Annotated in this window: 14 protein-coding genes and 2 pseudogenes; 12 read left to right on the top strand and 4 right to left on the bottom strand. The window is 62.8% G+C overall.

From position 1 onward, the window contains the following. Positions 1–74: 74 nt before the first annotated feature. Complete coding sequence (locus JG747_RS36460; RefSeq protein ID WP_019864069.1) at positions 75–299, bottom strand: hypothetical protein; 225 nt, start codon at positions 297–299, stop codon at positions 75–77. A 239-nt stretch (positions 300–538) separates the two neighbouring features. Next, the gene (locus tag JG747_RS36465; protein ID WP_199201969.1) at positions 539–739 is read right to left on the bottom strand and encodes a hypothetical protein; all 201 of its coding nucleotides are present in this window, start codon (positions 737–739) and stop codon (positions 539–541) included. A 130-nt stretch (positions 740–869) separates the two neighbouring features. On the opposite strand from JG747_RS36465, the gene JG747_RS36470 reads away from it, so the two are divergent. From JG747_RS36470 to JG747_RS36525, 12 genes and pseudogenes are all read left to right on the top strand, one after another. After that, positions 870–1,379 (top strand): pyridoxamine 5'-phosphate oxidase family protein, encoded by a 510-nt coding sequence (locus JG747_RS36470; RefSeq protein ID WP_019864071.1) that lies wholly within the window; start codon positions 870–872, stop codon positions 1,377–1,379. A gap of 764 nt (positions 1,380–2,143) precedes the next feature. Beyond that, positions 2,144–2,881: pseudogene (locus tag JG747_RS36475) on the top strand (ArdC family protein); the annotation flags it as partial. A 165-nt stretch (positions 2,882–3,046) separates the two neighbouring features. Beyond that, complete coding sequence (locus JG747_RS36480; RefSeq protein ID WP_199201261.1) at positions 3,047–4,471, top strand: tyrosine-type recombinase/integrase; 1,425 nt, start codon at positions 3,047–3,049, stop codon at positions 4,469–4,471. After that, positions 4,468–6,255, top strand: coding sequence for a hypothetical protein (locus JG747_RS36485; protein WP_199201262.1), 1,788 nt, complete (start codon positions 4,468–4,470; stop codon positions 6,253–6,255). The genes JG747_RS36480 and JG747_RS36485 overlap by 4 nt, the downstream gene beginning before the upstream one ends. Next, complete coding sequence (locus tag JG747_RS36490; protein ID WP_199201263.1) at positions 6,252–8,417, top strand: integrase; 2,166 nt, start codon at positions 6,252–6,254, stop codon at positions 8,415–8,417. The genes JG747_RS36485 and JG747_RS36490 overlap by 4 nt, the downstream gene beginning before the upstream one ends. A 219-nt stretch (positions 8,418–8,636) precedes the next feature. Next, positions 8,637–9,515: an ArdC family protein gene (locus JG747_RS36495; RefSeq protein WP_199201264.1), complete on the top strand. Its 879-nt coding sequence runs from the start codon at positions 8,637–8,639 to the stop codon at positions 9,513–9,515. A 150-nt stretch (positions 9,516–9,665) separates the two neighbouring features. After that, a pseudogene (locus JG747_RS36500) lies at positions 9,666–9,896 on the top strand (zincin-like metallopeptidase domain-containing protein); the annotation flags it as partial. Positions 9,897–10,204: 308 nt separating this feature from the next. Then, positions 10,205–12,328: a ParB/RepB/Spo0J family partition protein gene (locus JG747_RS36505; RefSeq protein ID WP_027047833.1), complete on the top strand. Its 2,124-nt coding sequence runs from the start codon at positions 10,205–10,207 to the stop codon at positions 12,326–12,328. Between the two features lie 159 nt (positions 12,329–12,487). Further along, a complete protein-coding gene (locus JG747_RS36510; protein WP_199201971.1) occupies positions 12,488–16,807 on the top strand; it encodes a bifunctional class I SAM-dependent methyltransferase/DEAD/DEAH box helicase in 4,320 nt (1,439 codons plus the stop codon). Beyond that, a complete protein-coding gene (locus tag JG747_RS36515; protein ID WP_019863575.1) occupies positions 16,807–17,865 on the top strand; it encodes a DUF7146 domain-containing protein in 1,059 nt (352 codons plus the stop codon). Before JG747_RS36510 ends, JG747_RS36515 begins: the two co-directional genes overlap by 1 nt. A 355-nt stretch (positions 17,866–18,220) precedes the next feature. Further along, positions 18,221–19,150, top strand: coding sequence for a DUF2493 domain-containing protein (locus JG747_RS36520; protein ID WP_019863577.1), 930 nt, complete (start codon positions 18,221–18,223; stop codon positions 19,148–19,150). 356 nt (positions 19,151–19,506) lie between these two features. Then, complete coding sequence (locus JG747_RS36525) at positions 19,507–19,674, top strand: hypothetical protein (RefSeq protein ID WP_019863578.1); 168 nt, start codon at positions 19,507–19,509, stop codon at positions 19,672–19,674. A 51-nt stretch (positions 19,675–19,725) separates the two neighbouring features. On the opposite strand, the gene dinB is transcribed toward JG747_RS36525, so the two are convergent. Both dinB and JG747_RS36535 read right to left on the bottom strand, forming a co-directional pair. Continuing rightward, on the bottom strand, positions 19,726–20,811 hold the full coding sequence (dinB, locus tag JG747_RS36530) for a DNA polymerase IV (RefSeq protein WP_019863579.1): 1,086 nt from the start codon (positions 20,809–20,811) through the stop codon (positions 19,726–19,728). A 58-nt stretch (positions 20,812–20,869) separates the two neighbouring features. Then, positions 20,870–21,295, bottom strand: coding sequence for an SOS response-associated peptidase family protein (locus JG747_RS36535; RefSeq protein WP_027047835.1), 426 nt, complete (start codon positions 21,293–21,295; stop codon positions 20,870–20,872). Between the last annotated feature and the right edge of the window lie 239 nt (positions 21,296–21,534).

The following is a 21,534-nucleotide window of genomic DNA, read 5'->3' on the forward strand; positions in this document are numbered from 1 at the left end:
CCCTTGTCGCGGTTTGTGGGCACCGGCGCTGGTTGGCGAAGTCCAACAATTGAGGCGGGCCGGCCCGCAGTGGGTCACTTGCAATCTGGAAGCTTCTTCAAGGCATCCTTCGCTTCCGCCTCGGTCTTATACGTGGCCTTGCTAAGGGCTATGACCAAGGTTCCGTCTGGCTTCTTTGTGACGACCTCGCACTGCTTCGAAACGGCATCCTTAGCGACCCAATATTGAGCGGTGTCTCCAAATGCCGAACCTGAAAACTCAATGACCAGCGCTACCATAATTGCGATTTGGCGTACCATTTCTATGCTCCTTTACCGCATTAGAACGTTCGGATTTGAGCTTCTGTTCCCCTGCACTTGCCGCACGCCACGGGGACGCCGACCGCGCCCTGGGCTTGCACCACGCCCGACCCCTGGCGACGTGCAGACGCCGGAAAAGACGCCGCGAGATGAATGGTTGCGGCCGTTGCTGTGTCGATCGCCAGACGGCAGAGATTTTTGCGAAGACAGGTGGTCCTCCACCGATCTATCGCGCCGTCTTAACGATCCAGCTCAAACCAGGCTGCCGTGCTGTCATCAGGATGCGTTACTCTGATCCATTCGCCCATGTCAGGCTCATCGCCGGGCGGGATGGTCACTGGTCCCCATATCTTCGCAGCCTCAACAACGTTCTCAGCCAGTATTGCGACGCGTTTCACCGCTTTGCCGTCACGTACGAACTCGACGGTGAACCTCTGCATCGATCAGGCCTCCCGGCGCGATCCTATTCCTAATCAGTCCGAGGGAAAACTGACCGCCCTGAAAGCGAGCATGGAACGTCGCGGCGCTACGCAAGTTCTAAGGCCGCACATTCACCTTGGAGGACATGCTATGGTCACGCGTCGAGAGCAACAGGCAGAACTGACACCCGCCGAGGCGGTGGACCGCATCTGGAAACTCGCCGAGGAAATCGACATCTGTATGTTTGTCACCTGGGACGGCCAATACAATCGTGCCCGTCCGCTCTCCGCACGCGTCTCCCGAGAAGAAAACGCCATCTATTTCCTCGTCAATGATCACAGCGCGAAGAACAAGCAACTTTCGACCTATCCAAAAGTGACATTGGCCTGGAGTGACAGCAGGCACTACAAGTACGCCACCATCTCCGGTTCCGCTGCGGTGACCAATGACAGGAAGAAGATTGCCGACCTCTGGGAGAAAACCGACGCGGCTTGGTGGGACAACGCTGACGACCCCGAGATTCGACTGATTACAGTCAAACCCGACGAAGGCGAGTTGTGGGACAGCCCCGGATTGGTCGTTGCTACGGCAAAAATGATGTTCGCGGCCGTCACGGGCTCGAAGCCAGACGTCGGCGACAACGCCAAAGTCGACCTGTGATTGTTCTGCCGGTTGTCAGCTCTTGCTGGAGCCCCGGAACACAAACGCCGCGACGGCAATTTGGCGGCTTATTCAGGAGGTCCCGCCAGTTGAGTACTTCTCCAACATCTTAGCGGCGATCAAATGCGCGATTGGAAGTGTCCATTTCTAAAATCAGCAGCGCGGCAAGATCCGCCCCTGCGGACGGTCATTATTGGGGGACGCGCGCAGCCCCTCCACCTTTCCCGGGGGCCAGTCATGGCGCCATTCCTCCATCGCTAAAGCAGCCGATTGAAGCTGAGTTCTTCAGGGAAGGACATCCCGAAAGCCGGAAACTCATGCAGGGCGATCATTTACCGGGCGGAGGGCTCCGATGCATGAGTCGAGCACGCACGGGGCCATGCCAGGTACATATTGGCGGTGAGGGTGAGCTGGGCCTGGATCGACCATGCGTCATGCGGGGCGGATCGCTTCCTGCTCTGCATAGTCTCATATGGCGCCCTTCGCCGGGGGCGGTCGGTCCCGCATCCCGCCTCACGGCGGCGCTATGCTGATGCTCCTTCGGCCGCCCTGTCGAACCGGTCTCAGGGCCACGAACGTGCTCCAGCACCGAACTGACTTATTGCCGCTTACGGACATTTCGGTGCTTCCGCCTTGTACGCCCTTTTTCACGTTGGTCGGGAGAGCAGGGCTCTCCCGACGGAGAGTCCGAGGAGGGGCCGGGTTTTCCGCGACGGGTTGTAAGCGGGAGGAGAGGCCTTCGGCGCCCGTCGCGGAGAACCACGATGTCTGTCCGGACCAATCGAACCCATGCCGTCGCCGACCGGTCGAACCTCTACGACGAGATCACCGGCAAGGTAATTGCCGAGCTGGAAGCGGGTCGTTTTCCTTGGGTTCAGCCCTGGGGGACGTCCGCCGCAAAAGCCGCGCTTTCCCTGCCGCAGAATGCCAGCACGTATCGCGCGTACAGCGGGATCAACGTGCTCATCCTCTGGGGCGCCGTCGTCGAACGCGGTTTCTCAACACAGAGTTGGATAACCTATCGACAGGCTTTCGCGCTCGGCGGGAACGTCCGCAGAGGCGAGCACGGGACAACGGTCGTCTATGCCGATCGTTTTGTCCCGGATCACGAGAAGAAGCGCGCTCGCGAGACGGGCGAGGATGCTCTAGCCGTACCGTTCCTCAAGCGCTTCACCGTTTTCAACATCGAGCAATGTGAAGGGTTACCTGACGAAGTCGCAGCTTCGGCCCCGCTGTCGGTGGCAAGCCCGATCGAACCGCGGGTCGAGGCGCTGATCAAGGCCACCGGTATCGACTTCCGTATTGGCGGCGACAGGGCGTTCTATGTGCCTGCCCACGATTATATCCAGGTGCCTCCGCCCCAAGCTTACTTCGAGCCGATCAACTGGCATCGGACAGCCTTGCATGAGCTCGGTCATGCAACCGGTCACAGCTCACGCCTGGATCGCAGATTCTCCGCCTCTACCGCCTCCAGAAAATATGCTTTCGAGGAACTCGTGGCATTATCTTGACAGTCTGCACCGACTCCAAGTGTCTTGATGGCGTCGATGCAACAGGACTGACGGAGGCGTTGTCCAGGCCGGCCGCAGCGCTCCCACATAGCTGGCGGAGGCCGGCCTGGATAGCGCCGGGCAAGTTGAACTCCTTCGTTGATGCTGGCTCCCCGGATGGGGGTCCGGGGGAAGGTTGAACAACTTGTGGACAGCATAACTCCAGCTTCAAGCATCACCATTCAGGAGCGCAGATCAGCGGAGGGCCTTGACGCCCATGTCCCAATGATCCTCCGGGACGGGGCGCTCTACGATCCTGATCTGGATCGTTTCTTCCGCGACCTGCCTCTCAACGGTGTTCGCTCGCACCATTCCCTTCGTGCCTACGGCTATGATGTCCTCGTCTGGGTCCGCTTTCTTTCGGAAGCCTGCGCCAAGACGGTATGGCAGGCTGGTCGGCAAGACGTCCTTGCCTATCACCGGGTTCGGCGCCGTGCGGAGGTCGGACAACGCATCTCTGCTGCTTCCTGGAATCGTGCCGTCGCCTGCCTCGACCGTGTGTATCGGTGGGGCGCCCAGGAGGGTCTCATCGCGGAAGCGCCGTTCACGCATCGATCGGTGTGGAGGCAAGGCCACGCTGGCCGGCGAGCGCGGATTGCGGCTCGCAACGATGCTTATGAACCTGTCGCACGCCGCTCGGATGTCAGCTTCGTCACACTCGACGACTACCGGAGATTTCGAGATGTTGGCCTGAGAGGGCTACTGCCTGATGGCGGAATGCGCCCCGGCGCCCGAGATCGCAACGGCATTCGCAATGCGCTGTTTTCAGATCTCTTGGTTACGACGGGCCTCCGGCTGGAGGAAGCTTCATTTCTCTTCGCATCCGATCTTGCTGTCGTTGGTCAGCCACCAGGCCGTCAGGTCTGGCTCGAACTGCCCGATGCTTTGACCAAGGGCGATCGCGGTCGCCAGATACTTGTTCCCGCTCGACTGCTCGAGCAGGTGCGCGCTTATATCGCCGTCGAGCGTTCCCATGCGATTGCAAAGTTTCAGCGCCGTTCGGGGTGGCAATCGTTCGACCGCCCGATCCTCGTACACCGGGAGCCGCGCAATTCCCGGCTACGACTGCGTGATGGCGGCGACATCGCGCTTGACCTACTCAGCCCCGACGAACGCGGCCGGATCATTGTCTGCAACGACGACGGCACACCGAGCGAACCGGCGGTATTATGGCTCTCGGAGGTCGGCTTGCCGATACAGCCGAACTCCTGGGAAGTCATCTTCGCCCGTGCTTCCGAGCGATGCAAATCCTTCGGCTTCGACGTCAACATCAGTCCGCATCAGCTCCGCCATTCCTTTGCCGTTCATATGCTGGCGATGCTCATTCAGCATCGCCTCCGTGACGCGGCGTTGCCTGCCGGGCCGATGGAGGGATACCGACAAGTCCTCGGCGATCCTCTTCAGCAAGTCCAACGGCTCCTTGGTCATGCCAGTCTAGCAACGACCTACATCTACCTCGACCACATCGCGACACGCGCTGATACCGTCGATGCGGCGGTCGAGGAACTGCTCGCACTGCTTCCATCGGAGACTTCATTGTGACGGAGCGGCCGCGCAAGGGAGCTCCAGTCCGTTTTGCACCAGCCGATGCCATTGTTGCCGCTCACGCCCGCGATCCGGTCCTCGGTCTGCGCTTCAACATCGAGGCGCGCTACGGCGGGACGTTTGAGGTTGACCTCACCGGCGTGCATCCGCGACCCTTCGCCATTGCTTTTGCAGGGGCTCTGCGCCGGCAGTCCGAGCTTGGTGCTCCGCTAGGTGCGCGGAGCACCATTAAACAGCACTTTCAGGCTTACCTCCGGTTTTTCGCATATCTGCGCGAGCACTCCACGGCAAAGACGCCCGCCGACCTGCGCACTAACGATATCGATGGGTATGAGGATTTCCTCGAAGCCCGCGGGATGACCCCGATCCACCGGCACACTGTTCTCGCCAAAGCCATCCTCGCATTGCGCTCGATCGACGCCAACCAGCCTGGCCTTCTGCATGAGGGCGTCCGTCGACGCCTCAGCTACACCAGCAGACAATCCGTCGGCCGATCCCGAGCGCGTGACGCGTATAGCTCGTTTGTCGCACGGCAGCTTCGGGACGCTGCCCGCGGAGATATCGCCAGTATATTCCGGCGGATCGGGAAGCCGCTCGGGAGTGACGATGGCGATGCCAATCTCCGCAGAGTGACCGACGAAGCCAATGCCCGGATCGTTGTCTCGGGCAGACTCAGCAGTGGGGACCACGCCTTCAAGAGCCTCTATTTCATGAGGCTGCGGCGCAATCTGCCCGTTTCAACCCTGGCTGAAGATCTACACGCACGGTTCCATCTACGTGCAATGGATATTCCACCACTTCTGACCTTCCTGTCTCTGGAGACCGGCCTGGAGCTCGAATGCTGCAAGGCGTTGACAATCGACTGCCTTCAGAATCCCGGACCCGGCACGATCGAGATCGCCTATGTCAAGCGGCGTGCCCGCGGCGCTGAGCACAAGCATATTCGCGTCCGTGACGGCGGGATCGGAACACCGGGCGGTCTGATCCGCAAGCTGATCGAGGTAACGGCATTCACACGGCAGTTCGTCCCAAGCAAGATCCTTTGGCTCTATTATTACACGGGGCGGAAGCAGCTTCGTGCAGGTCTGGAGCATCAGCAGGAGCTCGTAGCCAGATGGATAAAGGGGCATCATCTCGTCGATGATGATGGTGAGCCGCTCCGCCTCGTTCTTTCCCGCTTGCGCAAGACCCACAAGGCGCTTTGGTATCTGAAGACCGAGGGTCATATGGCCCGCTTTGCGGTCGGGCATACGCCCGAGATTGCCGCACGCCACTACGCGGATATCCCCTCGCTGCGACTGCTGCACGAAGCCACCATTGCCGAGGCACTTTCCGAAGTCGCGGCCGCCGCCGGTCCGATCGTCCTGGCGCCTGCAGATGAAGATTCCTGGCGGCAAAGCGATCCCCCGCCCGAAGGCCGCGAGGACCGCGATGGTCTCCTGCGTGGTGAACAGGACGTTTGGCTGGCGGCATGCTCTGGTTTTGATCGCAGCCCCTTCGCAGAGCCCGGAGCGCCTTGCCCGCAACCATTCTGGGGCTGTCTCGAATGCCGCAATGCGGTCATCACCGCGCGCAAACTGCCGGCGATCATCGCGTTCCAGCAGTTTATCGAGGAGCAACGGGCCAGTCTCTCCGCCTCAGACTGGGCGATGAAGTTTGGCCGCGCCCATGCTCGCATCGCCGGGCAGGTTCTGCCCTCATTTCCCGAGAGTATGGTTGCCGCAGCCCGCCGTGAGGCGGGAGTGCATACCCTTTATCTGCCGCCGGAGGCCCGGCAATGAGGGGATTGTCGCCAGCAGCTTCCACCTCCCGGCAACTCGATCTGCGCCCAGTTCTTGCGTCCGCCCCGTTAAAGCCGGGCTTCGCGCGGGAAGCACTTTCGCGCTACAGCGATCCGAGCTGGGATCTCGGACCGGCCGTGTTTCGCGAAAGCGCCCGTCGCTGTCATGTCACTGTGCATTTCGGGGCCGTCGAGGATGTGAGCGTCCGCGAGGCGTTGCGCGAACTTCTCTATGCCCGGCTGAACGTCGACCTGCCGGGTCACCGCAAGATTCTTTCTCCCGGTAGTGTCCGACAGGTCTTCAACCGCGCACGACGCTTCTTCGAGTTCGTGCGTGATGAACTCGGTGTGGTCGATTTCCGCCGTGTCGACCAGCCACTTCTTGACCGATATGCCCGCCACCTCAAGGCCGACCGTGCTCGTCGGCCGGTCGTTGTCACCCACCTGCTGGAGGTCCCGTTCGATCTCTATGCCTATCGCGATGATCTTCCTTCCGGAGGGGTATCATTCCAGCCGTGGGCCGGAAGACCGCCTGCGCGCGTCGCGGGCTATCGTCAGGTTCGCGAGAACCGGACACCGCGCATCCCCGAGGCGATCATATCGCCGCTGCTGGCCTGGTCGATCCGGTATGTCACCGAGTTTGCCGCCGATATCTTCGCAGCCCGCAAGGAGATGGATTGTCTCGAAGCTCATTGCGCCATGCTCATCGAGCAGGACAGCGTCCTCGAACGTCAAGACCGCCGGCGCCAGCAGCGTAACCGGCTTGAGGACTATTTCGGGCGGCTTCGCAGTGAAGGTCGCGGGGTGCCGATCTGGGGCACCGCCCATAACGGCATATTTCTCCGACACCCCGAGACAGGGGACCTGTCGCCACCCGTCAACTCCCACTTGCTTCATCTGCACATCGGCATCGACGCCCGCGCCGAGAAGCGAATGCACGTTCAACTCGCAAGCGGTGCGCCCGATCTCATCGATGCCGCCCTACGCGAACTCGGTGTGGAAGCCGGCGGGATGGATACGCCGATCTCCATTCTACCCGAGACCGGCAAGCCCTGGCGCCCCCGCTTCGACGCCAAGACCCTCGCGGCGGAAGAGCGCATGCTGCAATCGGCGGCCTATATCCTGTGCGCCTATCTGACCGGCATGCGGGACTGCGAAGTCCAGGCGATGCAGCGTGGGTGTCTCTCCCTGACGCGCAGCGAAGACGGCATGATCATGCGCCATCGCGTGCGATCCGTCGCCTATAAGGGCAAGTCCGCCCAGGGTGAGCCCGCCGAGTGGGTCACCATCGAGCCCGCCGCCAGAGCTGTCGAGGTTCTGGAACGCCTGTCGTTCCGGGTGGCTTCCGCCCGAGGCCTCACGACGCTCTGGCCCGTTCTGATCGCTCGGTCTGTTTGCAAGGATCACCTCTCGGCCGAGATCGTCCGTCAGCTCAATCATTTCCGTGACCATCTCAACGACCTGTTCGGCACACCGGACACGCCGGCGGTCCCGAACGGGCCAGCTGGCCAGCCTTGGCGCATCACGACGCGGCAGTTCAGGCGCACGATCGCATGGCACATTGCCAACCGTCCCTTCGGCACCATCGCCGGCATGATTCAGTACAAGCATGCCTCCGTCGCCGCGTTCGAAGGCTATGCCGGCTCAAGCCGTTCGGGCTTCCGGGCGGAAGTCGAGAACCAGCGCAGCCTCGGCCAGATCGATGATCTCTTGACCTATTTCGATGGGCGGCAGGCCGGGGCGACGTTGTCCGGGCCAGCCGCAGCGCGTGTCACAAAGACACTCGACGGCATATCGACAGAACTCGGTCCGCTTCCGGCCATGATCGCTGATCGTGGGCGCCTCCGCACAATGCTAGCGAGCCTCGCGCGGACATTGCATGTCGGGGTGCTGGCCGACTGCTTCTTTGATCCCGGCACGGCCGCCTGCCTGAAGCAGGCGACGAACATCGACGGCAAGATGCCGCTGACCACGCTTTGCCAGCCAACCCGCTGCCCCAATGCCTGCATCACCGCACGCCATCGGCCAGCCTGGTCACGCTCTGCCGAGGACGCCAAGACCTTGCTGAAGGAGAAGCGTCTGTCGCCTTTGCAACGGACCATCGTGAAGCAGGATCTCCAGCGGATCGAGGCGGTTCTTGATGGCATAGATCGTCGGACCTGAGAGCGACGTAGCGGCTTTGCGTGCGGCCCACTGATCGGATGTCCCGTCGGACCAACCCCGGCGTTCGGCGGAGCGCGCGATGTCAGGTCCGCCCGCGCAACGGCTGATCGCCGTCCTTCGCTCACGCTGCGGCTCTTCGAGTGCGCGGTCGGCCCTTAGCCATCGCAGATGGCTGCTCCGCCGCCGGGGATTGGCCCCGGCGGGACAGGAGTTCCGACCATGGACACGCAAAACCGCACCGACGTGTATACCCGCATCACTTCCGAGATAATTGCCGCCATCGAGGCCGGCGCCGGCGAATGGCGGATGCCCTGGCACCACGATGGAAGCTCGATTGCTCGCCCGACCAACATCTCTTCCGGAAAGGCTTATCGCGGCGTCAATACGCTCGCTCTTTGGATCGCAGCCCAGGCTCACGGCTTTGGAAGCGGCCTCTGGGGCACATACCGGCAATGGCAGGCCCTTGGCGCCCAGGTCAGCAAGGGCGAACGCGCAACGACCGTCGTGCTCTGGAAGGAGTTTGCCGCACACTCTGACGATGATGCAGTCGGCGACGATGAGCACCCCCAGCGACGCCTCTTCGCCCGCGCCTTCTCGGTCTTCAACAGCTCTCAGGTCGAGGGCTTCACGCCTTCCGCCGCTCCAATCCTGCCTGACTCCGAACGAGTCCCGCATGCCGATGCCTTCATCAGTGCGCTCGGCATTCCCGTTACGTTTGGCGCCAACGCTGCATACTACCGCATCGATCTCGACCGAATCTTTATGCCGGACTTCAATCGCTTCCACGATGCTGTCGCTCACGTCGGGACTTATGTCCATGAGGCCGCGCATGCCACGGGCTCTAAGCATCGGCTCGATCGAGACTTCACCAAACGCTTCACCCGCCAGGCCTTGGCAGTCGAAGAACTGACCGCCGAACTTGCTGCAGCCTATATCCTGGCCGATCTGGGCCTGGCGCATCATCCGCGTCCTGACCACGCAGCCTATGTCGCATCCTGGCTCAAGGTGCTGAAGGACGACGCGCGGGCGATCTTCACCGCCGCAAGCAAAGCGCAGGCTGCCGCTGACTGGATGCACGCGCAACAGCCGCCGAGCTGAGCGCCACGTCGCCTTAGGGCCGCCACCGACGCGCGCAGCCATGGCCTTTTCACCTTGGCTGCCGCCCAGCCCGCGAGGATCAAAAAACCGCTGAGGCCTGACACTTCGCTCCGCGATAACCACGATCGTCAGGCTTGACTGTCAGGATATGTCGCCGAGATCAACGCGGCCTTCTGCTGCGCGGCCTTGGGCATCGTGCCTACTGTTCGGCATGCGGATTATATCGGCTCATGGCTAGAGGTTCTGAAAGAGGACAATCGTGCCATCGTTCGTGCCGCCAGCCAGGCCAGCAAGGCGGCGGAGTGGCTTCTTGGCCACCTGCCGGATGAGGTCGGAGCATCCATTGAGTTGGGCGCAGGCAACGATAGAAGGGCTGCATAGCCATCGTTGACCGGACCAGCGCAAGCGCGGTCCGTCAATCACCGGGTTCACAGGGTTCCGCGTCGGGATTGCACGCAGCGGCCCCGCCGACCGTCCCGGGTATCAAGCGCCAGCCGCGCTTGATCGATCCCTCTCATTGTCGGCTCATGCAGAAACTGCGTTCACGGCTGTGCGCGCTGTGCAGGCTCGGCAGGCGATCAACGGCGTGCCGGATCGTGCTGGCAGGAGAGGGAGAGTGTTGGAGGGATTTCGTGACGGGTTCAAGGTCGAGAGAGAGGCTCTCGGCGCCCGTCGCGGAGAAAACCCCGATGGCCAACGCCGTTCAGAAGATAAGCCTGTCGCCTTCGCGCGACATTCCTTTCAACAAGCTGGTGCTTGCCCAGACCAATGTCAGACGTATCAAGGCCGGCGTCTCGATAGAGGAACTCGCGGCCTCGATCGCCCGCCGCGGTCTCATCCAAAGCATTCATGTTCGTCCCGTGCTCGATGCCGGCGGCAAGGAGACCGGAATGTTCGAAGTTCCCGCCGGGGGGCGCCGTTATCGCGCGCTTGAGATGCTTGTGAACCAGAAGCGCCTCGCGAAGACCGCGTCCATTCCCTGTGTCGTCGGCAATTCGTCCGGGCCGATCGCGGCCGAGGAGATCTCCCTTGCCGAGAACATTGAACACGCCCCGCTTCACCCTCTCGACCAATATCGCGCGTTCAAGGACATGCGCGACAAGGGCATGTCGGAGGAGGAGATCGCAGCCGCGTTCTTCATCTCGACAAGCGTGGTAAAACAGCGCCTCAAGCTCGCTGAAGTGTCGCCGGCGCTTCTTGAGATATACGCCGACGATGGCATGACGATCGCCCAACTTGAAGCATTCGCCGTCAGCAACGACCACGCCAGACAGGACCAGGTCTGGGAGGCGATCAAGAACAGCTGGTCGAAGGAGCCATACCAGATCCGTCGCATGCTGACCGAGAACACCGTGCGTGCCTCCGACAAGCGGGCCCTGTTCGTCGGTCTGGAGCGCTATGAGGCGGCGGGCGGCGAAGTGCTGCGCGATCTTTTCCAGTCGGACGATGGCGGGTGGTTGCAGGACGTCCCGCTGCTTGAACGGCTTGTCACGGAGAAGCTGCAGATGATGGCCGACGAAATCGCCAGCGAAGGCTGGAAGTGGATTGAAGTCGCGGTGAGCTTCCCCTACGGCGCGACAAGCGGCTTGCGCGAGCTCGAGGGCACGCCGATCGACCTCACAGGCGATGAGCAGGCCACGCTCGATGCGCTGCGTGACGAGTTTGACAAGCTTCAGGCGCAGTACGAGGAGGCTGACAAGCTGCCGGATGAGGTCGACCAGCGGTTTGGCGAGATCGAAACCGCGATCAAATCGCTCGAGGCGCGGCCCGTCCGCTTCGATCCGGTCGAGATCGCGCGCGCAGGTGTCTTCGTCAGCGTCGATACGGATGGAATGCTTCTCGTCGAGCGCGGCTTTGTGAAGCCGGAGGATGAGGCGCCCGTGACACCCGAGGGCGACAACGATCCCGGCATCGACGAATCCGGCAATTCGGCCACAGGCTCTAATCAGCGGGCCATCATCACCATCGGTGGCCGGCCGGTCGACCCGGATGATGAGGAGGAGGATGGCATCAAGCCATTGCCGGATCGGCTCATCATGGAACTGACCGCGGATCGCACGCTGGCTCTGCGAGACAAGCTCGCGAACGACCCGGCAACCGCTTTTCTGGCCGTGCTTCACAAATTCGTCCGTGACACCTTCTCTCGCTACAGCGCTCAAGGCGTGGCGATGGAAGTCTTTGTCCGCGGCACGGTCTTTCCGGTCCAGTCCGAAGGGCTTCGGGATACGATTTATGCGCGCTCGATCAAGGCCCGCCACGATGCCTGGGAAAAGCGTCTTCCAGCTGACGTCGCCGACCTTTGGAACGCGCTCTCTGCACTGACGGGCACCCAGCAAACTGAGCTGTTCGCGCATTGCGCATCCTTCGGCGTCAACGCGCTCTACGAAAGGGCTGATCGCTACGGTAATGGCGCCATCTCGACGCACGGCGTCCAGCGGCGGCTTGCCGACGCCGATCACCTTGCTCGGGCAGTTGGGCTCGACATGATTGACGCCGGATGGCGCCCCACCGTCGGCAACTATCTCGGCCGCATCACCAAAGCGCGTATTCTGGAAGCCGTTCGCGAGGGTGCTGGCGAGCGCGCATCCCAGCTCATCGATCACCTCAAGAAGGGCGACATGGCCAAGGAAGCCGAACGCCTGCTCGCCGATAGTGGCTGGCTGCCCGAGCCTCTGCGGCTTGTCGACGGCGATGTCGAAGCAGTCGACAACAACACTGGCGACGAAGATGAAGCTCTGCCTGAATTCCTGGCAGGTGACAATGACGTTGCTTTGGTCGACGGGGAAGAAAAACAGCTCGACGCCGCCGAATAGGCCCTTTCCCTTCCGCACCTTTCGCCCGGCTCTCGCAAGAGTGCCGGGCGTTTTTGCGTGCTGTGGTGAGAGTGAGTGTCCGGCCGGGACGGCTTGAGCCCGTGCGGTCAGAGAGAGCGCCGATGGGCTTTCCCGGTCTCGCTCTCCGGAGGATCTCCGATGAACTTCCTGGCTCCGACATTAACCGGCACTCCGGTCCCTTCCGCCGCTAACCCTGCCGATCCAGCCGCAGCAGTCTACGCGGCAGCCCTGCGTCTACTTCCCCACCTCGAATGCGGCCGCCGCGTCGATGCCGTCGTCCTGCGAGCTGCGATGGAAGCCTCATTCGGGGCGTCCGACACGAGCGGTGCCTGGGACTGGAAGACGGCCTATGACGCCTGCGAGGCCGCGACCGTCCTGTTCCTTCGCAAATACGGAAAATCGCTTCTGCGCAAGGCCGGCTCTGTGGCGTCCGCGTTACCGCTTTTCAGCCGGATTGCAGACCTTCTGCCCACGCATACCCGCCGCTCTGAGGAAACTCAGGCGCTGCAGCAATTCTCGACGCCTATCCCGCTGGGCCTCGCAGCCGTCTGCGCAGCCGCAATATCGGCGTCTGACCGGGTGCTTGAGCCTTCCGCGGGCACCGGGCTGCTTGCCATCCTCGCCGAGATCGCGGGTGGCTCGCTTGTCCTGAACGAGCTTGCAGAGATGCGTGCGGGTCTTCTGTCCAATCTCTTCCCAACCCTTTCGGTCACGCGGTTCGACGCGGCCCAGATCGACGATCATCTCGATCCCGCCAGCTTGCCCACGGTCGTGCTGATGAATCCGCCGTTCTCGGTCCTCGCCAATGTGCACGGGCGCGTCGCAGATGCGGCCTATCGCCATGTCGCCTCGGCACTCGGCCGGCTTGCCGACGGGGGTCGGCTGGTCACCATCACCGGCGCGGGTTTCGGGCTGGAGATGTCGGCATGGCGCGATGCATTCCTGCGCCTCCAGGAGCAGGGTCATGTCGTTTTTTCCGCCACGATCAGCGGCGCCGTCTATGCCAAGCATGGTACGACGATCGACACCCGGTTGACGGTCATCGACAAGACGAGGGTTGGTGATCCGTCCTTCATGCCGGCTTCGCCCGGCTTTGCGCCGGATGTCGCGACCTTGCTCAGCTGGATCGAGAAGCACGTCCCGGCACGGCTGCCGATCGCCGAAGCGGCCAGGGTTGTTCCCGCCATTCCCGCGCCTCGGTCGGTCCGCGGTTATCTCGCCCGTCCTGTCGCAGGCCCGATTCACCGGCAGCTGTCCGAGCCAGTCGGCGTTGAACTGTCCTACGAGACGGTCGATTGGGCACCCGGCGAGGGAGCACGGCTGACCGACGCGATCTACGAGGAATATGGATTGCAGACCATCCGTATTCCTGGTTCGCAGGCGCACCCGACCAGGCTGGTCCAGTCCGCGGCGATGGCATCGGTCGCGCCGCCAAAGCCCACTTATCGTCCAACCCTGCCCGGCGATATCCTGACGTCTCTCTCGGACGCCCAGCTTGAAACGGTGATCCTGGCCGGCGAGGCTCATCATGGGTTTCTCGCCGGATCGTGGTCGGTCGACCACACGCTCGATGTTGTCAAAGCAGCGGCCGAGAACGCGCCAACAGCCGTGCGCTTCCGGCGAGGCCTCTTCATCGGCGACGGGACCGGCGTCGGTAAGGGCCGGCAGTCTGCGAGCATTGTGCTCGACAACTGGCTGCAAGGCCGGCGCAAGGCCGTGTGGATCTCGAAATCAGACAAGCTGCTTGAGGACGCGCAGCGCGACTGGGCGGCGCTCGGCATGGAGCGTCTGCTGGTCACGCCGCTGTCGCGCTTCGCGCAAGGGCGCACCATCACGCTTCCAGAAGGCATCCTGTTTACAACCTATGCCACGCTGCGCTCCGACGACCGTGGCGAGAAGGTTTCGCGCGTCAGGCAGATCGTCGAATGGTTGGGCTCGGATTTCGACGGAGTGCTCATATTCGACGAGGCGCACGCCATGCAGAATGCCGGCGGCGGCAAGGGAGAACGTGGCGATGTCGCACCCTCACAGCAGGGTCGCGCCGGCTTGCGCCTGCAACATGCGTTGCCTGGCGCCCGTGTCGTCTATGTCTCCGCCACCGGCGCGACCACCGTCGCCAATCTGGCCTACGCCCAAAGGCTTGGCCTCTGGGGTAGCGAGGACTTCCCGTTCTCGACCCGAGCGGAGTTCGTCGAGGCGATAGAGGCGGGTGGCGTGGCGGCAATGGAGGTGCTCGCCCGGGACCTTCGTGCGCTGGGCCTCTACACGGCACGCTCGCTCTCCTTCGACGGCGTCGAGTACGAACTGGTCGAGCATGAACTGACGCCTGAGCAGCGGCGCATCTACGATGCCTATGCGGGCGCCTTCGCCGTCATTCACAACCATCTCGACGCGGCCATGCGGGCCGCGAACATCACCGGCGACGGCGGCACGTTGAACCGCCAGGCCAAGTCCGCCGCGCGTTCGGCCTTCGAGAGCGCCAAGCAGCGCTTCTTCGGTCACCTGCTGACGTCGATGAAGACGCCGACGCTGATCCGCTCGATCGAGCAGGATCTCCAGTCCGGGCATTCGACCGTGATTCAGATCGTCTCCACCGGCGAGGCGCTGATGGAACGCAGGCTGGCGGAGGTGCCGACGCAGGAATGGAACGATGTCCGTGTCGACATTACGCCGCGCGAATATGTGCTCGATTACCTCAAGCATGCCTTTCCGGTTCAACTCTACGAACCCTTCACGGATTCGGAAGGCAACCTGTCGTCGAGGCCGGTGTTTCGCGACGGCCAGCCCGTTGAAAGCCGCGAGGCGCTCGCGCGCCGCACGGCCCTGATTGAGAAGCTGGCGAGCTTGCCACCGGTCCCTGGCGCGCTCGACCAGATCGTCCAGCGCTTCGGCACCGAGATGGTCGCGGAGGTGACGGGCCGGTCGCGACGCATCGTCAGGAAGGGCGAACGCCTAATGGTCGAGGGCCGCGTGGCCTCGGCCAATCTCGCCGAGACGCAGGCCTTCATGGATGACGTCAAGCGCATCCTGGTGTTCAGCGATGCCGGCGGGACGGGCCGAAGCTACCATGCGGAGCTTTCGGCGCGGAACACGCGCCTGCGCATCCACTATCTTCTCGAGCCTGGCTGGAAAGCCGATACCGCCATCCAGGGCCTTGGCCGAACGCATCGGACCAACCAGGCGCAACCGCCGCTTTTTCGACCGATCGCCACCAACGTGAAGGCCGAGAAACGCTTCCTCTCCACGATTGCCCGGCGTCTCGATACGCTGGGCGCGATCACGCGAGGCCAGCGCCAGACCGGCGGGCAGGGCTTGTTTCGCCCGGAGGACAATCTGGAATCGCATTATGCGCGCGATGCACTGCGCCAGCTCTATCTGCTGATCGTCCGCGGCAAGGTGGAGGGCTGCTCACTCACGCTGTTCGAGCAGACCACGGGGCTGACGCTGACGGACGAGAACGGCATCAAGGACGAGTTGCCGCCGATCACAACTTTCCTCAACCGGCTGCTGGCGCTTACCATCGAACTACAGGACATCCTGTTCGCGGCCTTCGAGCAGTTGCTCACAGCCAAGGTGGAAGGCGCCATCGCGGCTGGGGTTTATGATGTTGGGCTCGAAACGCTGCGGGCGGAGAGCTTCGTCGTCACGGATCGGCGGGCGATCTACACCCATCCGGGCACCGGCGCCCAAACGCAGCTCCTCACCATCGATCAGCGCCAGCGCAATCGACCCGTGCCCGTCGAGGAAGCTGTCGCCCATCTCGTCGACCAGCGCGCCATCCTGTTGGTCAACGAACGCTCAGGGCGTGCTGCCGTCCAAGTCCCCGCGCCATCGTTCATGCTAGATGATGGCGAAATCGAGCGGCGGGTCAGGTTGATCCGGCCGATGGAACAACACCGTGCGTCGCTGCGTATGATGGAGGACAGTCATTGGCAGCAGGCTGATCGCGCGACCTTCGCTGCCGCCTGGAGTGCCGAGGTCGCGAGCGTCCCGACTTTCTCGGACTCGACCATCCACATCGTCGCGGGGTTGCTGCTGCCGATCTGGAAGCGACTTCCAAACGAATCGAGCCGGGTCTACCGGCTCCAGACCGACGAGGGGGAGCGCATCATCGGACGCAGGGTTTCGGCCGCATGGGCCGCCGATGCGCTCGCAACAGGCGTCAGCACGCTGACGGCACAAGATGCCTTCAACGCCCTTGCGGATGGGCGGACGATGCTCGACCTCGATGAGGGACTTCATCTGCGCCGCGTCCGCGTCATGGGCGCCAATCGCATCGAGCTGTCGGGCTTCACCGATACTATGCGCGAGCGGCTCACGGCCTACGGACTTTTCCATGAGATCATATCCTGGAAACTGCGCATGTTCGTGCCTGCGGACGCGAGTGGACCTGCGGTGCTTGCCAAGGTGATCGAGCGTCATCCGATACAGCGCATCAGCGAGAGGGAGGCCAGCTGATGCCGCCTCGCGATGCATCCGAACTCGCAAGCCGTCTCGCCCAGCGGGCGGAGGCGGTTTGCCGCCGCTACCTTTCCAATGGTCGCCGCCAGGGCCGCTACTGGCTGGTTGGCGACGCCCGCAATGCACCGGGGCGCTCGATGTTCGTCCGTCTCAAGGGATCGGATTCCGGCAAGGGTGCTGCCGGGAAATGGACCGACGCCGCCACCGGCGAGCACGGCGACCTTCTGGACGTCATTCGGGAATCGCTTGGCCTTGTCGATTTCAAGGAAGTTTTCGACGAGGCGCGGAGCTTTCTGTCCATGCCCCTAACGACGAACGAACCAAAGGACCGGCGGGAGCAAGCCGGTCCCGCTGCGGGCGGCTCTACCGAAGCGGCGCGGCGGCTGGTCTCCATGTCGCAGCCGATACCAGGAACGCTTGTGGAGAGGTATCTGCGCGGACGCGCGATTACAATCTTGCATGAGACCGGGAGCCTTCGGTTTCATCCGCGCTGCTATTACCGTCCAGAGAGCGGCCCGACCGAAACATGGCCGGCAATGATCGCGACGGTCACCGACCTCAAAGGCAAGCTCACCGGCGCCCACCGCACCTGGCTCGATCCGGGCGGATTCAGCGAGGCTCATCTCGGCCGCGCTCCGATCGACACGCCAAGACGGGCCATGGGCGAACTGCTCGGTCACGCCGTCCGCTTCGGCTGCTGCCGCGATGTCATGGCGGCCGGCGAAGGCATCGAAACCATGCTGTCGCAACGCATTGTCCTGCCCGCTATGCCGGCACTCGCGGCGCTGTCGGCGGCGCACCTGTCCGCAATCCTGTTCCCTGACACATTGCGTCGGCTCTACATTGCCCGCGACGATGATCCGGCAGGCGACGCAGCAGTGGCAACCCTCATCGAACGCACCAGCGCGGCCGGTATCGAGGCGATGGTTCTGACGCCGAAACTTGGCGACTTCAACGAGGATCTGCGTCTGCTCGGCGCCGATGCGCTGAGGGGGATCCTGCGGGTTCAGATCGCGCCACAGGATGTCGAACGCTTCATGACGCTGGCGGCCTGACCGGAAAGGGGAGAAGGGGCCGTGCCAGCGATGCGTGGCTCGCGTGCGCGGGTGGATCTTCGCTCGGCGAGGGCCGGCCCACGGCCTTCAAGAGGGCGATCGGGCGCCGGCCGGTCCGGACAGGCAATGGCTGCGCCCGGCTATTTTCCGGCGGCCCTTGCCACCCCACGCGGCGGGCCGCGCGGGGCCCCGTCTTCGGGCCTTTCCATCGCGAGGCAAAATAGCCGGGCTTCGCCATCCTCCACTCCCGTTCCGGCCCTGCGCTGACGCTGCGGGTGCAAGTCCGGATCGTCCATCGCCTTCGTCGCCATGAAGGCCGCGATGGGCGCGGCCGGTCCGACGAAGGCAAGCCGCCATGAGCACCGAGCACGATACCGAATATCAGTCACAGACCGCATCATCACCCATGGACCACGTCCTTCAGGAGCTTCAGCTCTACGGCTACCGTCCCTTCGACGACGAACCCGATCCGCGCCCGCTTCCCGAAGGCCGGGTCGTGGCAGCCAGCATCGCCGACATCTTCGACGCTCTCGTGGTGGCGATGGCCGACACACGCCTTGAGCCCGACCTCGAGGAGCTGCTGTGGGGCACGGTCAATCTGTTCCATCGCGCGACCAAGCGGATCGAACGCGAGCTCGATGAAAACGAAGTTGGCCAGCAACGGCTGCAGCGCGAACAGGATGGATCCGAGGTCAACTCGGTCGAACTCGAGCGCCTCATCGCCCAAGGTCAGACCCTGCTCGAACGCCGCAGCGGCTTCGAATTGATGCGCGACCAGGCCGCCGAGCACTACGAGCGTCACACCCACTCGATCTGGCGCCCGCGTTCGGGCTCTGTCGTCAACCACCGCAACCTGACCGCGGCACTGATCGACAGCCGGGACTTCGTTGCCGCGAGGAAGCACGCAGACGGCCAGGTGCTGTTGCCACCTGGACCGAAAGTCGCCTTCACCGGAGGACTCGATTTCAACGATCATCGGCTGATCTGGGCCAAGCTCGACCAGGTCCATGGCAAATATCCGGACATGGTCCTGCTCCACGGCGGATCACCAAAAGGTGCCGAGCTGATCGCGGCCAAATGGGCTCACAGCCGCAAGGTGCCGCAGATTGCCTTCAGGCCGGACTGGACCAGGCATGCCAAGGCCGCGCCCTTCAAGCGCAACGACGCCATGCTCGACACCTTGCCGATTGGCGTCATTCATTTCCCCGGCTCTGGCATTCAGGACAACCTCGCCGACAAGGCCCGCAGGCTCGGCATTCCGGTGATGAAGTTTGGTGCAACGTGAAGGGGCCACCAGTCGACCCGCCTCAAGTCATTCGCTCTGATTCCCGTCACTCTTGGCGCGTTGATCGGACGACCGCTCCTGCCGATGTGGCGTCGATGAAGGCGAGGCGGTGGACCACGAGGTTCACATCGCACCTGGTCTTGGAATGGAGGACAGGGAACCGATCGCCGCGTTTGTCGGCGCAATTCCTTGGTCCGGTCCAAGGGCCTGATGCCATCAACCCATGAAGGGTCGGACTACGCAAAGCGTGCCGCCGTTTCGGCCTTGCCTTCACGGTGATCGCGGCCCTCGGCCGGACACATCGGGCGCCTGTCACGCGGGGATCGCTCCCCGCTTCCAGAACAGGAGCCGGAAAAATGTCCCTCGTAGAAGCCAACGCCTTCGCCTTCAGCCTCGCCACCAGCCTGATGGTCAGCATCGTCATCTTCCGCGCCGGCGACGGAACACTCACGGTCGTGCGGGCCGACGAATATGAAGGAGAGGTCTCCCAGATCGTCCGCGAGATCGATCCGCACGAGCGATGATCCGGACAAGTTGCGGCCGGTGATTCTCTGCGTCCGGCCTGAGAGGCAGCGCTACACCTCGAACCGAAGTTGTCGTTGATCCGACGGCGACACATCGCCTAGCGACGACAGTGTTATGCCCAACAGGCGGATGCCTTTCCGCACGGGGAATACCGACCTCAGGAGATCGGCCGCGAGCTCCTCGAAATCACGAAGCTCGATCGGCATCGCCACCGTGCGGCTGCGCGTGATCTGCTGGAAGTCGGCGAATTTGACCTTCAGCGTGACGGTTCGGCCGCGGATGCCTTTGCCTTCGCAGTATCCCCAGACTTTGGCGATCAACGGCTTAAGTTCGGCGAGCGATGCATCGAGCTCGACGATATCGGCTGCGAAAGTGTCCTCCGCGCCGATTGATTTGCGCGGCCGATCCGGTTCGACGGCGCGTTTGTCGATGCCGCGCGCGATCTGATAGTACCAGAGCCCTGACTTTCCGAAATGCTGCTGCAGGAAGGGGAGCGACCTCTCCTTGAGATCGGCGCCGGTCTCGATACCGAGCGCTTCCATCTTCGCGGCTGTCGCGGGGCCGACACCGTGAAATTTCTTGACGGGCAAGGTCTCTACGAAGGCGGGACCGTGACGTGGCGTGATGACGAACTGGCCATTAGGCTTGTTCTGGTCGGAGGCCATCTTGGCGAGGAATTTATTGTAGGAGATGCCGGCGGAAGCAGTCAGCCCGGTTACCTCCAGGATCTTTGCCCGGATCAGCTCTGCGATCGTTGAGGCCGCAGGAATATTGAACCGGTTCTCCGTGACGTCGAGGTAGGCTTCGTCGAGCGAAAGCGGCTCGATGAGATCGGTGTGTTCGGCGAACACGTCGCGGATCTGGGCCGAAACCGCCCGGTATACCTCGAAGCGGGGCGGTACAAAGATCAGTTCGGGGCATTTGCGCTTTGCCGTGACCGAAGGCATGGCGGAGCGAACGCCGAACGCGCGGGCCTCATAGCTTGCGGCCGCGACCACGCCGCGGGCCGCGGCCCCACCGACGGCAAGCGGCTTGCCGCGCAGTTCCGGATTGTCGCGCTGTTCGACCGAAGCGTAAAACGCATCCATGTCGACATGGATGATCTTGCGCGGGCCAGCGCCGCGTTCAGGGGCCATTTGCCTGCAATGTCATTTCGCCAGGGTGTAAGGTTCCTGCTTCCGGATCCTACAATCTTCAGATCGCAAATTCAGCCTGTCTGCGACCCTGGCGGAGACGCGAAATCGCAAAGCTTGCACCTGGAAGGGGACGAAGGACCTCGTGTTCGGGCTGCGTCATGTCGAGCCAAGCCGCGCGTTCGTCCCGGCGCAGCACTACCATCTGGCGCTCATGGTAGGGCGCAATATCGTCGTTGGCCTGGATCGTCAGGATTGCGTAGGCTTCCGACCAATCGCGGGTCGCTGGCCGCCAGATGCCGGCGAAATAGAACCAATCACCGTTTGCGAGGCGAAAGCTGTAGTTCTTTCCCTGGCTGCGATGCCGGAATTCGGACGCCGGCACCAGGCAGCGATGGCTCGGGAACGATCGGTCCTCTGCGCGTACGACCGTGAAAGGTCGCCCGCCGGGTTCCCTGGGTTGGAGACCCCATGGCAATTCAAGCATCTCAACATCGCCGCCATAGCGTCTTATGATGATGCGGCGTTCGTCGAGCGGTGCGTCAGTTGATCGAAGCCATAAGGCTGGCCCAGCGCGGAAACCGGCTTAGCCGAGAGGGCGTGATATCGGCGCTCCGGCAAAGCCAATATCGCGGTATTGCATACCCAGACGTCGTCAAATGGGATGCCAGGCAGGACAATGGCGCCGCGATGACGGCCTTGCACGTGGTCGAGAAAGGCCGGTTC

It is taken from the genome of Mesorhizobium sp. 131-3-5 (assembly GCF_016756575.1).
Lineage (GTDB): Bacteria > Pseudomonadota > Alphaproteobacteria > Rhizobiales > Rhizobiaceae > Mesorhizobium > Mesorhizobium jarvisii.